The sequence below is a fragment of the Lelliottia sp. genome, assembly GCF_045627565.1.
Classification (GTDB): Bacteria; Pseudomonadota; Gammaproteobacteria; order Enterobacterales; family Enterobacteriaceae; genus Enterobacter.
Genome location: NZ_JAZQNX010000008.1, coordinates 409,695 through 423,352 on the forward strand (window position 1 = coordinate 409,695; position 13,658 = coordinate 423,352).

14 protein-coding genes and 2 tRNA genes are annotated in these 13,658 nt (G+C 51.4%); 7 read left to right on the top strand and 9 right to left on the bottom strand.

All coding sequences use genetic code 11. The features are described 5' to 3' along the window. Positions 1-222 precede the first annotated feature (222 nt). Positions 223-732 (bottom strand): SOS-induced cell division inhibitor SulA, encoded by a 510-nt coding sequence (gene sulA / locus ACKI5T_RS06680; protein WP_407436787.1) that lies wholly within the window; start codon positions 730-732, stop codon positions 223-225. 217 nt (positions 733-949) lie between these two features. Between sulA and ACKI5T_RS06685 the strand changes: the two genes are divergently transcribed. Continuing rightward, positions 950-1,576, top strand: coding sequence for a TfoX/Sxy family DNA transformation protein (locus tag ACKI5T_RS06685; protein WP_407436524.1), 627 nt, complete (start codon positions 950-952; stop codon positions 1,574-1,576). On the opposite strand, the gene yccS is transcribed toward ACKI5T_RS06685, so the two are convergent. Together yccS and ACKI5T_RS06695 are read right to left on the bottom strand one after the other, a co-directional pair. Continuing rightward, positions 1,533-3,695 (bottom strand): YccS family putative transporter, encoded by a 2,163-nt coding sequence (gene yccS, locus ACKI5T_RS06690; protein WP_407436526.1) that lies wholly within the window; start codon positions 3,693-3,695, stop codon positions 1,533-1,535. The two genes, ACKI5T_RS06685 and yccS, sit on opposite strands and share 44 nt — an antisense overlap. Positions 3,696-3,714: 19 nt before the next feature. Then, entirely contained in the window at positions 3,715-4,161 is a 447-nt protein-coding gene (locus ACKI5T_RS06695; RefSeq protein ID WP_012016870.1) for a YccF domain-containing protein, read from the bottom strand. Positions 4,162-4,284: 123 nt separating this feature from the next. On the opposite strand from ACKI5T_RS06695, the gene helD reads away from it, so the two are divergent. Then, positions 4,285-6,339: a DNA helicase IV gene (helD, locus tag ACKI5T_RS06700; RefSeq protein ID WP_407436528.1), complete on the top strand. Its 2,055-nt coding sequence runs from the start codon at positions 4,285-4,287 to the stop codon at positions 6,337-6,339. Positions 6,340-6,373: 34 nt separating this feature from the next. Here helD and mgsA read toward each other — a convergent pair whose 3' ends face one another. Beyond that, positions 6,374-6,832, bottom strand: coding sequence for a methylglyoxal synthase (gene mgsA, locus ACKI5T_RS06705; RefSeq protein WP_012016872.1), 459 nt, complete (start codon positions 6,830-6,832; stop codon positions 6,374-6,376). An 81-nt stretch (positions 6,833-6,913) separates the two neighbouring features. Further along, a complete protein-coding gene (csgI, locus tag ACKI5T_RS06710; protein WP_407436531.1) occupies positions 6,914-7,576 on the bottom strand; it encodes a curli synthesis inhibitor in 663 nt (220 codons plus the stop codon). A gap of 173 nt (positions 7,577-7,749) precedes the next feature. On the opposite strand from csgI, the gene ACKI5T_RS06715 reads away from it, so the two are divergent. Continuing rightward, complete coding sequence (locus ACKI5T_RS06715) at positions 7,750-8,163, top strand: CoA-binding protein (RefSeq protein WP_407436533.1); 414 nt, start codon at positions 7,750-7,752, stop codon at positions 8,161-8,163. 34 nt (positions 8,164-8,197) lie between these two features. Here the strand turns inward: ACKI5T_RS06715 and hspQ are convergent, their stop codons facing one another. Next, positions 8,198-8,515: a heat shock protein HspQ gene (hspQ, locus tag ACKI5T_RS06720; protein WP_012016875.1), complete on the bottom strand. Its 318-nt coding sequence runs from the start codon at positions 8,513-8,515 to the stop codon at positions 8,198-8,200. 60 nt (positions 8,516-8,575) lie between these two features. After that, positions 8,576-9,766: a 23S rRNA (cytosine(1962)-C(5))-methyltransferase RlmI gene (gene rlmI / locus ACKI5T_RS06725; protein WP_407436535.1), complete on the bottom strand. Its 1,191-nt coding sequence runs from the start codon at positions 9,764-9,766 to the stop codon at positions 8,576-8,578. Between the two features lie 94 nt (positions 9,767-9,860). Between rlmI and yccX the strand changes: the two genes are divergently transcribed. Continuing rightward, on the top strand, positions 9,861-10,142 hold the full coding sequence (gene yccX / locus ACKI5T_RS06730; protein ID WP_407436789.1) for an acylphosphatase: 282 nt from the start codon (positions 9,861-9,863) through the stop codon (positions 10,140-10,142). Here yccX and tusE read toward each other — a convergent pair. Both tusE and yccA read right to left on the bottom strand, forming a co-directional pair. After that, a complete protein-coding gene (tusE, locus tag ACKI5T_RS06735) occupies positions 10,139-10,468 on the bottom strand; it encodes a sulfurtransferase TusE (RefSeq protein WP_012016878.1) in 330 nt (109 codons plus the stop codon). The two genes, yccX and tusE, sit on opposite strands and share 4 nt — an antisense overlap. 86 nt (positions 10,469-10,554) lie before the next feature. Then, a complete protein-coding gene (yccA, locus tag ACKI5T_RS06740) occupies positions 10,555-11,214 on the bottom strand; it encodes an FtsH protease modulator YccA (RefSeq protein ID WP_407436537.1) in 660 nt (219 codons plus the stop codon). Positions 11,215-11,481: 267 nt separating this feature from the next. Between yccA and ACKI5T_RS06745 the strand changes: the two genes are divergently transcribed. The 3 genes from ACKI5T_RS06745 (at position 11,482) to ACKI5T_RS06755 (ending at position 13,564) form a co-directional block, all read left to right on the top strand. After that, positions 11,482-13,110, top strand: a complete 1,629-nt coding sequence (locus ACKI5T_RS06745) for an ABC transporter substrate-binding protein (protein WP_407436539.1) — start codon at positions 11,482-11,484, stop codon at positions 13,108-13,110. A 145-nt stretch (positions 13,111-13,255) separates the two neighbouring features. Continuing rightward, a tRNA-Ser gene (locus tag ACKI5T_RS06750) sits at positions 13,256-13,343 on the top strand. 133 nt (positions 13,344-13,476) lie between these two features. Beyond that, positions 13,477-13,564 (top strand) — tRNA-Ser (locus ACKI5T_RS06755). Positions 13,565-13,658: the final 94 nt, after the last annotated feature.

Genomic DNA, 13,658 nt, shown 5'->3' on the forward strand with positions numbered 1-13,658 from the left:
GATGTAAAGTCTACAACGTAGTTCAAAACTTACAAGTGTGAACTCCGTCAGGCATATGAAAAAAAAAGCTCTGTATACATAATATTTAACATTTTGAATGCGGATTTTATGCTGTAAAATTAAGGGAAACCGCGCCAGACAGGCGTTGACGGAGTTTTTTCTTATGGAACTAATCGGCTGTCCGACTGTCGAAAAAAGTTCCAGGAAAAATCTTAAATTTACTTAATGATACAAATTAGAGTGAATTTTTAGCCCAGACAGGTGTCCTCTGCCGAGAGAATCGGGATTAACTGGACGCATTACTAAGCCGATCGCGTTACCTTCTTCGGCGGCTTCAACCAAACGAAAATGTTCATCTTCCGTTAATTCTTCTGATAGCCAGCCAATCACCACGCTATAATTCCCAGTGCGCAATGCGCGAATCATTGAATCTACCGTATGGCAGGGGGCGAGTTGGCTAATCTGCATCACTTTCGCGAGCGGTAATCCAGCAGATTGAACCCATTCGCGACTCAATTTTTGCTTTGGCGTTAACCAGAGCTGCCAGCGTGACTGTTGACCGAGCTGCTGCAATAACGGCAACAACAGCAACTGTGTCATCAAGGGCTGGTCTTCACGATAAACCACTTCACTTATCATCCCGGTCGAAACACGCCCGAAAGTATTTTGCGTGTCATTTCCCGCGGATGGAGAAAAAGATGTTGAGCGATTTGCATAGATTGAAGTGTGTATAATCATTCCAGCCCTGTAGTTACTGTATGAATATACAGTAACCCCTGTATGACTAAAGATCAACCTCAATTTCGGAAAGCGCCTCGCAAATTTCGTTCGAGATCGGCCAATATGGAAAATTCATCTTGCCGAGTGACAATAAGTTGCCTATTTTTCTGCTAGCGGATCCGATAGTAATTAATGGCGTTGTTACTGCATGATTTTAAAGGATAATATCATGAAAAAGATATCATACGAACGGATCTATAAATCCCAGGAATACCTCTCATCTTTGGGTGATATCCACCATAGGGCACTTTTTGGTGGCTATACATTGGCGGTAAATGAGGCTGTGTTCGCCATGGTGTCGGAGGGCGAACTGTATCTGCGAGCGTGTGAAGAGAGCGCGCAGTACTGTGTAAAACATAATTCGGCATATCTGGAATTGGTAAAACGTGGCAGACCCGTTCTGTTGAACTATTACCGTGTGGATGAGGGGCTTTGGCAGGATCGGGAAAAGCTCCTGCAACTTTCCAGCTATGCATTAGAAGCAGCACGACTGGAACGTGTCGAGCGGGATAATCGGCACAGGCTCAAAGATTTGCCGAACCTGACTTTCCAGATTGAAGTTCTCCTCTACGAAGCAGGTATTACCAGTGAAACGATGCTCCGAATGTTAGGCGCTGAAGAAAGTTGGCTGAAAATGAGAGCTAAAAACAAGCACCTCGGCATTAAGGTCCTGTTTGCTCTCGCGGGGGCTATCGAAGGGTTACATGAGGCGGCACTCCCGACAGCCAGGCGTCGGGAGCTTAATGAGTGGTTTAATGCGCTTTCTGTAAAGCCTGATAATCATTCCGATAAGTAGCGATTTGTTGTTGTAGTCGACAGATCTCGGGCAGAAGGGCAATGAGCAAGCCCGTTTGCTGGAGGATAAGCGGAGCTTTGCTGTCTGTACCGGGATCAAAATGCGCAATGCGCTGGCTAAGTTCGTCAATCGCCATTTGTACACGTGGCTCGTCAGCGGGAAGATGATGAAGCGCATCGTCAACGTAACATACGGTGTCATCAAGTAAGGCGAGGATGTTGGGATTAGTTAGCTGTTCGCGATGCGCACCCAGGGTCGAAATATAGCTGGTGAAGGTGTGGTTAAGGCATAGAAGCCGGAAGGCTACCTCGCGAATTTCGGGTGTTGCACGGGGTTCCGTTGACATGTTCGAGACAACTGAAGCCAGTTCCGCATCACGGTTGTGTGCATCACGTCTGGCAATACGATACGCCAGACGATTGTCACGACCCTGATGGTACTGCTCAAGAATAGCGTCGAGATAGCGGCAGTTCGCATTGATCGCGAGATCCAGTGCGCGCGGTAAGTTCCTGAAACGCCAGTCTGGCCAGATAAAGCTCACTGCTGCCCAGGCAATGGCGCAACCAATTAGCGTGTCAATCACGCGTGGCAGCGCGACTTCAAAGCCTTCACCTAGCAGGTTGAAGCAAAGCAGAACCAGCAGGGTGATGAACATCGTAGCGTGCGCATACTGGACGTGACGAAATGCGAAAAACAGGACGCCGGTAATCACTATAAGGATCAATTGTCCTTCAATTGACGGGACAAAATAGAGCACAGGGAGCCCAATGGCGACCCCCACAAGGGTACCGATGATTCTTAACGCGAGCCGGTGACGCGTTGCATTATAGTTTGGCTGACAGACAAACAGACTCGTCAGCAGAATCCAATAGCCATGGTTTAAGCCCGTTATTTGGATAAAAGCATAACCAGTGCAAAGCACGGCGGACATCCGCACCGCATGACGAAACAGTGCCGACTCGGGCGTAACGTTACGGTTCAAACGAAGCCATATATCTGAAACACCATGCAGCCCGTCATCGGCAAGTTGGTTTTCAGTATCATGACCCGGCATTACTAACGCCTGCTCCGACTCGATTGTCGCGAGCTGCGCATCGATGGCGCGCAGGTTGTTCAGCAAAAAGCCGAGGGCTTTCATCTGATCTGGCGATGTACCGCTTGCCTGAACGCGATCCAGAGCGGCGTCGAGATGAGTAAAAGCGCGCTCAAATCGCTGGTCGTGTTGATACGGCGTTCGCAGCAAAATGGAACGAGCCAGTTGCTGACAAGCCTGGGATTGCATCGAAAGCAGTCGCTGGAAGCGGAACATCACGTCGCTGTAACGAAACTTCTCGCGCAACGCAGCGTACTGAATATGCGATGAACTGGCGCGCTCATGAATATCCTGAGCGACAAAGTAATAGTGCAGCGTTTGCCGGGTTCCTCGCTGACCGCGGTCGCCACGTAAGCGGGTGAGCAAAGACACTTTGGTTTGGTTGAGCGTGGCCACAAGCTGTCCGTTCGCCAGAGCGAGATCGTATAGCGGCGACTGACTCTCTTCTTCTATATCGGGATCAAAAAGTCGGGACTTGAGTTCCAGATAGTGCGCCAGCTGTTCGTAACTCCGGGCGAGATTATCCTGCAATGGGCGAATCGGGAAAATGAGATGTCCGGTCAGCGTAAGCACGTTGTACCAGATGGCCCCCATCAGCAGCAGGAGTGGCTGCTGATACCACTGGTCATAAAGCGATATGCCCAACATGGTATAAATCGCGATCAGCAGCGCGCCAAACGCAATGGTTGCATAGCGCTGCCCAAGCCCCCCCAGCAAAATAAATCCGGTGGTAGATACCATCAACCCGAGGGCGAATAACCACGGCCACGGGAAAAGCAGTTCGACCGACGCGGAAGCAATAAAAAAGCAGACCAGTGTAATCACGAGGTTTCGCAAGCGACCCACCAGGCGATCGTCAAGATCGGCGAGTGCACCTGCAACCACGCCGAGTATCAGCGGGATGGTAAGTTTAACGTCGCCGAGCCACCACGGCAGCGCCGCCGCACCGCAAAGCGCGATAAAAATCCTGACGTTATAGAGCCAGGCACTATTCCATGTGTATCTGCGAAGCAATGGGCTTAGCATGTGGGCGGCTTATCCTTATTTACTGAAAACGACGGCGGGCATTGGATTCACGTGCAGCCTGCGCAACTTCCACGGCGACTACGCGTCGACCTACGGGCCACAGAGCAATAGCCGCAATCTTGAAGTTGGCGATCCCAACCGGAATACCGATAATCGTAATACACTGTGTAATGCCTACTGCGATGTGCATCAGGCACAACCACCAGCCAAAGAAGATCAGCCATAAAATATTCAGCAATGTTCCGCCGGTATTCATCAGGACATTTTTGTTGCCGGGCTCGAGTTCATCAACATGAATGGCTTCATTGCCGTAAGGCACAAAGGACAGTTTGGTGATTTCCCAGCACGAGCGCGTTAGCGGAAGTGTAAAAATCAGCACAATGCTGACCAGCGTGGCAAAAAGCCAGGAAAGCGTCGTGGCAAAACCGCCAAGGACAAAGTTCAAAATATTCAGAACGGTACGCATAAACCCTCACTTCTTTTCGATATGATTAAAGCCTGATGATTGTAACGTTTTTTTAGGCTGGAGCACCTGAAAACTGGCAGGTAAACTAATGCGTAAACTATCACTGCGTGGATCAGGCTGGACATGGAACTAAAAGCAACATCATTAGGCAAACGCCTGGCGCAACATCCCTACGATAAAGTTGTTCTGCTCAACGCCGGCGTGAAAGTCTCGGGCGAACGCCATGAATACCTCATTCCGTTCAATCAGTTATTAGCTATTCATTGCAAGCGCGGCCTGGTGTGGGGCGAGCTGGAGTTCGTCTTACCTGCGGATAAAGTGGTTCGTTTGCATGGAACGGAGTGGGCCGAAACCCAGCGATTTCATCATCAGCTCAATACGCTCTGGCAAAAGTGGAGCGATGAGATGAGCGAGGTCGCGAGGCAAGTGCTCCAGCAGGTTTTAGCCGATATCGCGCAGAGCAGTGAACAAAAAAAATGGCTCACGCGCGCCCAAACGGCTGACATGCAGCAACGCATTCAACAGGCCCTTACCGCGCTTCCGCTTCCGGTTTCACGACTTGATGAGTTTGAAAATTGCCGCGATGCCTGGCGTCAGTGCCAGGCGTGGTTAACCGATATCGATAAAAGCAGGCTCGCGCATAATCAGGCATGGACCGATGAGATGCTGGCGCAGCACGCTGAATTCTTCAGCCAAATCGAATCTTCGCCTTTAAACCCTGCTCAGGCGCGAGCCGTGGTCAACGGGGAGCATTCACTGCTGGTGCTAGCGGGCGCAGGCAGCGGAAAAACGTCAGTGCTGGTGGCCCGCGCAGGATGGTTGCTCGCCAGAGGCGAAGCGACAGCCGAGCAAATTCTGCTGTTGGCGTTTGGGCGTAAAGCCGCGCAAGAAATGGACGAACGTATTCACGACCGGTTGCATACGCGAGACATCACGGCCAGAACATTCCACGCACTGGCCCTGCACATCATTCAGCAGGGCAGTAAAAAAGCGCCTGTTATCAGTAAACTGGAAAACGACACCCAGTCCAGGCTTTCTTTGTTTATTAAGACGTTGCAGCAGCAGTGCAGCGAAAAAAAGGCCATGGCAAAGGGATGGCGACAGTGGCTTGAAGAAGAACTCAACTGGACGGTACCTGAAGGCAGTTTCTGGCAGGATGAAAAACTGATGCGGCGTCTGGGATCGCGTCTGGACCGCTGGGTGAGTTTGATGCGCATGCATGGTGGTTCACAGGCGGAGATGATTGAGAGTGCGCCCGAGGAAGTGCGCGCGCTCTTCACAAAACGCGTCAAACTGATGGCGCCGCTACTGAAAGCCTGGAAAACCGCGCTGAAAGAAGAAAACGCGGTGGATTTCTCCGGGTTGATTCATCAGGCCATTATCATTCTCGAGAAGAGCCGTTTCGTCAGCCCCTGGAAGCATATTCTGGTGGACGAATTTCAGGATATCTCTCCGCAGCGTGCCGCTTTGCTGGCCGCATTACGAGCACAAAATAAACACACTTCGCTATTTGCAGTAGGTGATGACTGGCAGGCCATTTATCGATTCAGTGGGGCGCAACTGTCGTTAACGACCGCGTTCCACCACTATTTTGGCGAAGGCGATCGCAGCGATCTGAATACCACCTATCGCTTTAACTCCCGCATCGGTGAAATCGCTAACCGGTTTATTCAGCAAAACCCCCATCAGCTGGCAAAACCGCTCAACAGTCTTTCATCGGGCGATAAAAAAGCTGTCACGCTGCTGCCAGACGATCAGTTGGAAGCCCTGCTTGATAAGCTGAGCGGATTTGTCAAAGCAGACGAACGGATTCTGATTCTGGCGCGCTATCATCATCTTAAGCCGACACTTCTGGAAAAAGCGGCCACGCGCTGGCCCAAGCTACAGCTCGATTTCATGACCATTCACGCCAGCAAAGGGCAGGAGGCGGATTTCGTGATTGTGCTCGGCTTACAGGATGGGAGCGATGGTTTTCCGGCACCGGCGCGGGAGTCAGTTATGGAACAGGCGTTGTTGCCCGAGACAGAAGATTACCCCGATGCAGAAGAACGTCGGCTGCTCTATGTCGCGATGACCCGCGCGCGTCACCGGGTTTGGCTGCTGTTCGCTAAGGATAATCCATCCTGTTTTGTGGATATTCTGAAAAATATCGATGTACCAGTGGCGAGAAAACCCTAGTGTATGCCGGGCTCAATATTAGCCCGGCATCTTTTTACTTGAGACGCTCTGCCAGATAACGCGGGTAATCCGGGATCAGAATCTCAACCGATGAGTTGAAGTGCGGTGACTCAATAATAAAGTCTGCGGTTGAAAGGTTAGTGGCCACAGGGATATTCCACACCGTTGCGAGACGCAGCAAGGCTTTCACATCCGGATCGTGTGGGACTGCATTCAGCGGATCCCAGAAGAAAATCAGCACATCAATTTTGCCTTCCGAAATCTGCGCGCCGACCTGCTGGTCGCCACCCAACGGGCCGCTCAGCATCGCGTTCACTTCCAGCCCTGTTTCACGATGAATCAGATTACCCGTGGTGCCTGTCGCCGACAGGTTGTGTTTTTCCAGCAAGGCCTGGTGGCGCTGAACCCAGTTAAGCAGCATTTTCTTGCAATGATCGTGTGCCACCAGCGCAATGTGCTTACGTTCTGGCAGGGTACGTGTCGTCAGTTCCATAATCTCTTTCCGTCAGGTTAACTGGCTACAAGATGACGGGAAGCGACTGATGCTGCAAGAGAAAGGGCAAAAAAATGCGGCTTATGACGAAGGTTGCTCCTTCGCCCATTGCAAAAATCGCGTGCGGGTCTCGGGATCGGCCTGCTGGAACCAGAATTTAAGCCGCTGTTCGGTCAGCGTTTGAGATTGCGGGGGGATCACATCCAGTTCCGATACGCCGGATAAAAGCGTGCTGTCGTCGGCCATCATGGTGGCGAATCCCGGTAACGACGCGCTTTTGCCCGCTTTGTTGTAGCGTTCGGTGTCCGCTTCATAATCCGTTCCCTTCGGTGTTTTGGTTAATGCCAGAATATCCAGCTTCACGGGAATGGGCATGGCATCGCCATCCAGTAATTCAATTCGCGGCGCCGCCTCAAACGCCTCGGATTCCTGTTCGTTTTCCAGACGCGGCAAATTAAAATTCACCTGGCTGATTTTTTGGGTGTTGAAACTCACCACCAGCGGGGGAGAAATATAAAGACGTTGTTCATGACTGGAGAGGCGAATATTTTTTTCGATACGAAAGACGATCTGATGCGGCCCATTATCCAGCTCAATACTATCTGCCCCCCGCAGTAATGAACTGGAGACTTTTTTACCGTCCAGAACCAGCAGGTCGATGTCGGTTGATAACCGAAGCGTCGTGGCATACACGCAAACCGGCATCACTAACGCAAGTACAGCTGAGACAATGCCGGTCTTCATAGAGCGCTCCCGTCGAATATACTTTCGTCGTAATAATGTATCTAAATTTTTCGATAAACACGTTTACTAACATATAGACATATTCCGACGTTTTGCCCTCATACAGAGGTATGGGATGAATGGTTGCCAGCGGTTCTTTGGCGTACACTTTAAAAAAAGCCAGGAGAAACACCATGAAAGAGAACGATATTATCGGCATTCTGACCTCGACCCGCACCATCGCACTGGTGGGCGCAAGTGATAAACCCGATCGCCCAAGCTATCGGGTGATGAAATATCTTCTCGATCAGGGGTATCACGTCATTCCGGTATCACCGAAAGTGGCCGGTAAAACGCTGTTGGGGCAGCAAGGCTATGCCACGCTGGCGGATGTTCCTGAAAAAATCGATATGGTCGACGTCTTCCGAAACTCTGAAGCGGCGTGGGGCGTAGCGCAGGAGGCGATTGCGATTGGCGCGAAAACGCTGTGGATGCAGCTCGGGGTTATCAACGAGCAGGCAGCGGTATTGGCGCGTGATGCGGGATTGAATGTGGTGATGGATCGTTGTCCGGCAATTGATATACCGCGTTTAGGTCTGGCGAAATAAAAAAAGCCCGGCGCGTTCCGGGCTTTTTTATAGGTTAATTTCGCAGGCGTGGGGCCTGGAGCTGTTTACGGATAGTTTGCGCCAATTCGTCCATCGACGGCTGCTCCGGATGCTCGTCCTGCGGTTCACTGCTTAACTGCGCTTCTGCCAGATAAGTGTGAAGAGGTTGGCCATCATCGTCTTCCATCACCACATGATACCAGGGCGTTGCGCGAAGTTCCGCGTTAGCCGCCAGCTCATCGGCTGAGGGTTCGTCAAGTGAGTATTCCGGGTCAATATCCACCACCACACCCAGATACCCCAGGAGAGAGTGGCGAACCTGCTGGCCGATACCGTATTTGCTGGCAATCATTGTCACCTCCCGAAAAATGTTACATACACAAGATGTGTGGGCAACATTTCGCTTTTCAAGTTACATGACGCGACAGGCAAACCCTTTCAGATAGAGCCCTTCCGGGTAGGTAGCGATCACAGGATGGTCGGCTGCCTGGCGGAACTGTTCTATAAATTGTACATCACGACCCGCATCTACAGCGGCATCTGCGACGAGTTTCTGAAATAAATCGGTCGTCATCAGGCCAGAGCAGGAGAACGTCAGCAAAATGCCACCAGGATTCAGCAACTGGATCGCCAGCATGTTGATATCTTTATAGCCGCGGCACGCGCCCATCAGCTGGCTTTTGTTTTCGACGAACTTTGGGGGATCCATCACGATGACGTCGAATTTCTCACCCTGGTCACGATATTTACGCAACAGCTTGAACACGTCATCGCGGACGAATTCCGCTTTGCTCAGATCCAGCTTGTTCAGTTCAATGTTCTGCTTAGCGACATCCAGCGCTTCCTGTGAGGTGTCAACGCTCACTACTTGATTGCAACCGCCCATCAGCGCCGAAACGGCAAAGCCACCCGTGTAGGAGAAGCAGTTCAGCACGCGTTTATCTTTAACATACTGGCGCGTGGCCAGACGGCTGTCGCGCTGATCGAGGTAGTAACCGGTCTTGTGTCCACCCTGAATATCGACAAACAGCTTCATGCCGTGCTCTTCGATTGGCAGCAGGGCAGGTGGCAGTTCACCGGTGACGGTGCCTTGCGTGAGCTCCATACCCTCTTTCTTACGCACCGCCACATCGCTGCGATCGTAAATGGCGCATTCCGGGTACAACGTTTGCAGCGCGCTGATCAGCGCAGCACGCTGGTATTCTGCGCCAGCGCTTAAGAGCTGCAGCACCAGGAAATTGGCAAAACGATCGATCGTCACGCCCGGCATGCCGTCGGATTCACCGGCGATCAGACGATAGCTATCCAGCCCATCACGTTTCGCCAGCCAGTCACGCCACTGCTGTGCCTGCTGTAAACGACGTGTAAAGAAAGCGGTGTCGATGGTTTCGTCTTTATCGAACGTCCAGACGCGCGCACGAATCTGCGAGGCAGGCGAGTATGCGCCGCGAGCTAACCATTTTCCCTGATGGTCAACAATATCGATGGTTTCACCGAGGCTGGCTTTGCCTTCCATGCGCGCAACCGCGCCGGAAAACACCCAGGGATGACGACGCAGTAATGACTTCTCGCGCCCTTTGGTTAACACTAAACGTACACTCATAATTTGCTTTTCTGTCGATTCAATAAAATGGCCGCTATTTTCCCGAGTTCAGTCAGGAAAAGCAACGCGCCAGAGCAGGATAGGGGAAACGATGATGTCAAAAGTCTGCACAATCGCGTGGGTTCACGGCACGGTCCAGGGCGTCGGGTTTCGTTACAGCACGCAACGCGAGGCGTTACAGCTCGGGTTAACGGGCTACGCGCGCAATCTGGATGACGGCAGTGTCGAAGTTCTTGCCTATGGTGAGGCGGATAACATTGAGAAACTGATTGCCTGGTTGAAAGCAGGCGGGCCGCGCAGCGCCCGGGTTGAAAAAGTCTTCACTGAACCTCACCAACCCGACCGCGAATATGACAAATTCAGTATTCGCTATTAAATACATTTCACCGGTTTTGGCAGGCCGGCGATTTTGGTCGCCTGTTTGGCCGGGCCTTTCGGGAAGAGGCGATACAGGTAACGGCTGTTGCCTTTCTCTTCGCCAAATTTGTTAGCCATCGCTTTCACCAGCATGCGGATCGCAGGCGACGTGTTGAATTCCAGATAGAACTCACGCACAAACCGCACCACTTCCCAGTGCTCAGGCGACAGCGTAATCGACTCTTTTTCAGCAATCGCGACAGCCAGCGCTTCACTCCACTGGCTGCTCTCTTTCAGATAACCGTCGTTATCGGTTTCTATCTCTTTACCTTCAAAGCTCAGCATAATCATTCACACGTCAGTCAAAACCCGCGCAGTGTACCAAAAAACAAAGCCCCGCATAAGCGAGGCTCTGTTCAAAGCGTGTGGGGTTAATCGCGGCTTGCGAAGCCCAGGATGCTCAGCAGACTGACAAAGATGTTGTACAGCGACACATACAGGCTCACGGTTGCGCGAATATAGTTCGTTTCGCCGCCGTGAATGATATTGCTGGTTTCCCACAGGATTGCGCCTGAAGAGATCAGAATGAACACCGCGCTAATCGCCAGGTGCAGCGCTGGCAATTGCAGGAAGATGTTCGCCACCATGCCCACCAGCACAACGATGACGCCCGCCATCAACATCCCACCCAGGAAAGACATGTCTTTACGGGTCGTCAGAACGTACGCCGAGCAGCAGAAGAACACCAGTGCCGTCCCGCCCAGCGCCATGCCGATGAGGTCGCCCATGCCCGCAGACAGATAAGAATTCAGCATTGGGCCGAGGATATACCCCAGGAAGCCAGTAAAGGCGAACGCGGACAGAATACCGATTGGTTTGTCAGCGGTTTTATAGGTCAGGAACATCAAACCATACATGCCCACCAGCGTCAGAATCAGGCCCGGAGATGGCAGCATCAGCACGGTGCTGGCTGTCGCCGTTAGCGCAGAAAACGCCAGCGTCAGGCTTAACATGAAATAGGTGTTGCGCAGCACTTTATGGGTGCTGAGTAGCGACGTGCGGTCGCGTGAAGAACTAATAATACGATCCATGAGCCACTCTCTTATGACAGATGTAATTAACGGCAAGAATAGGAAAGGTTGCGCCTGTAGCAAAATGGTTTTACCCATCTTTACTCAACACCTTAGGGGCGACGCTGAAGCTTTATTCCGAATAAATTTGTTTCAGTAGCAGGAAGCGTGGTTTGACGAGTTTATTCAGATCAACCTCTTATAGGTTACTGAAAAATATTGCCTTAATACAGTTAGAGCGCTAAGAGTGAATGCGCATCGTCAAAAAATAGACAATAAGGCGAATAAATGAAATCACCATCACGCATTAACTTTACACTCTCTTTGCTGGCCGCGAGCATCCTGTGCGCAAGCACAGCGTGCTGGGCCGCTAGCGTGCCAGCAGGAACCCAACTGGCAGAAAAACAGGAACTGGTCAGAAACAACGGCAGTGAACCGGCATCGCTCGATCCGCATAAAGTCGAAAGCGACGTCGAATTCAATATTATCAGTGATTTATTCGAAGGGCTAGTCAGCGTCTCGCCAGGCGGTGAGATTGTGCCGCGACTGGCAGAGAAATGGGAGAATAAAGACAACACCGTCTGGACTTTCCATTTACGTCCTGGCATCACCTGGAGTGACGGCACCGCCATCACCGCGCAGGATGTGGTCTGGAGCTGGCAGCGTTTGGTTGACCCGAAAACGGCGTCACCTTACGCCAGCTATCCGGGCAATATGCATCTCGTCAACGCCGCAGATATTGCGCAGGGCAAGAAAATGCCGGATTCGCTGGGCGTGAAAGCCATCAACGACACCACGCTGGAAGTCACGCTGAACCAGCCCAATGCGGCATTCCTCGCCATGCTGGCGCACCCTTCGCTGGTCCCGGTTGATAAAGTGCTGATCGGCCGTTTTGGTGAAAAGTGGACGAAACCGGAGCATTTCGTCAGCAGCGGGGCGTATAAGCTCTCGCAGTGGGTGGTCAACGAGCGCATTGTCGCCGAACGTAACCCGCGCTACTGGGATAATGCACATACGGTAATCAACAAGGTCGCGTATCTGCCGATCACCTCTGAAGCGTCCGATGTGAACCGTTACAAGGCCGGTGAGATCGACATCGTCTATACGGTGCCTATCAACCAGTTCGCTCAGCTTAAAAAAACACTGGGAACTGAGCTGGACGTGTCACCTCAGCTCGCCACCTATTATTACGAATTCAATACCACCCGACCGCCGTTTAATGATGTGCGCGTGCGCAAAGCGCTGAACATGGCGCTGGATAAAGACATTATTGCCGACAAAGTGCTGGGGCAGGGTCAGCGTCCGGCATGGCTTGTCAGTCAGCCGGACATTGGCGGCGTTAAGCTTAAGAACCCGGACTACGCGAGTTGGCCAATCGACAAGCGTATCGCGGAGGCGAAAAAGCTGTTGAATGACGCGGGTTTCAACGACACCCATCCACTCAGCTTTAATTTGCTCTATAACACCTCGGAATCACATCAGCGCATCGCTATTGCAGCGAGTTCGATGTGGAAGAAAAACCTGGGCGTGGAAGCCAAGCTGCAAAATCAGGAGTGGAAAACCATGCTGGATACCATGCACACCCACAATTTTGATGCGGTGCGTTACGCATGGATTGCGGATTATGACGATGCCGCGACTTTCCTGAATAACTTCCGTACTGGTGATAGTGAAAACACCAGCCAATACAGTAATCCGGCTTATGACACCGCACTGGTAGAGGCGGCAAAAGCGAAAACCCCTGAAGAGCGCGGCAAGTTCTACCAGCAAGCCGAAGATCTGCTGGCGCAGGATGTGCCCGCCATTCCGGTATATTGGTATGTCAGAACCCATCTGGTGAAACCGTGGGTCGGTGGGTTTACGCCCGATAAACTGGGCTTTTACTTCACCAAAGATATGTACATCAAAAAGCATTAAGACGAAGAAGTGAGATTTCATGCTGATAAAATGGTCAATGCGTTTTTATTTCAACCAATTAATCACGTTTTGGCTATTTTTGAAGCGAATGAATGACATCACTCTTTACAGCGCAAGGTGAGGTGTTTATGATGCGCCTCACTTAGGAAGCGTGGCCGAGCGGTTGAAGGCACCGGTCTTGAAAACCGGCGACCCGAAAGGGTTCTAGAGTTCGAATCTCTACGCTTCCGCCAAATTCGAAAACCCTGCGATAGCAATATCGCAGGGTTTTTTTGCTTTTACACGTTGCAAAAATGCAAGCGAGTAAACTTAGAAAAATTCCTGCTTTACAAGGCGCTAATAGACGTTTATATTGCGCCTCACTTAGGAAGCGTGGCCGAGCGGTTGAAGGCACCGGTCTTGAAAACCGGCGACCCGAAAGGGTTCTAGAGTTCGAATCTCTACGCTTCCGCCAAATACGAAAAACCCCTCGATAGCAATATCGAGGGGTTTTTTCACTTACGGCTTTGACGATGTTCGTCATCTGTAAAATCGAATTTAAAAAACCT

Coding starts and splice junctions, on each gene's coding strand:
- ACKI5T_RS06745 (WP_407436539.1), top strand. CDS start 11,482: ATGAAATCACCATCACGCATTAACTTTACACTCTCTTTGCTGGCCGCG.
- yccX (WP_407436789.1), top strand. CDS start 9,861: ATGTCAAAAGTCTGCACAATCGCGTGGGTTCACGGCACGGTCCAGGGC.
- helD (WP_407436528.1), top strand. CDS start 4,285: ATGGAACTAAAAGCAACATCATTAGGCAAACGCCTGGCGCAACATCCC.
- yccS (WP_407436526.1), bottom strand. CDS start 3,695: ATGCTAAGCCCATTGCTTCGCAGATACACATGGAATAGTGCCTGGCTC.
- mgsA (WP_012016872.1), bottom strand. CDS start 6,832: ATGGAACTGACGACACGTACCCTGCCAGAACGTAAGCACATTGCGCTG.
- hspQ (WP_012016875.1), bottom strand. CDS start 8,515: ATGATTGCCAGCAAATACGGTATCGGCCAGCAGGTTCGCCACTCTCTC.
- ACKI5T_RS06715 (WP_407436533.1), top strand. CDS start 7,750: ATGAAAGAGAACGATATTATCGGCATTCTGACCTCGACCCGCACCATC.
- rlmI (WP_407436535.1), bottom strand. CDS start 9,766: ATGAGTGTACGTTTAGTGTTAACCAAAGGGCGCGAGAAGTCATTACTG.
- tusE (WP_012016878.1), bottom strand. CDS start 10,468: ATGCTGAGCTTTGAAGGTAAAGAGATAGAAACCGATAACGACGGTTAT.
- ACKI5T_RS06685 (WP_407436524.1), top strand. CDS start 950: ATGAAAAAGATATCATACGAACGGATCTATAAATCCCAGGAATACCTC.
- yccA (WP_407436537.1), bottom strand. CDS start 11,214: ATGGATCGTATTATTAGTTCTTCACGCGACCGCACGTCGCTACTCAGC.
- ACKI5T_RS06695 (WP_012016870.1), bottom strand. CDS start 4,161: ATGCGTACCGTTCTGAATATTTTGAACTTTGTCCTTGGCGGTTTTGCC.
- csgI (WP_407436531.1), bottom strand. CDS start 7,576: ATGAAGACCGGCATTGTCTCAGCTGTACTTGCGTTAGTGATGCCGGTT.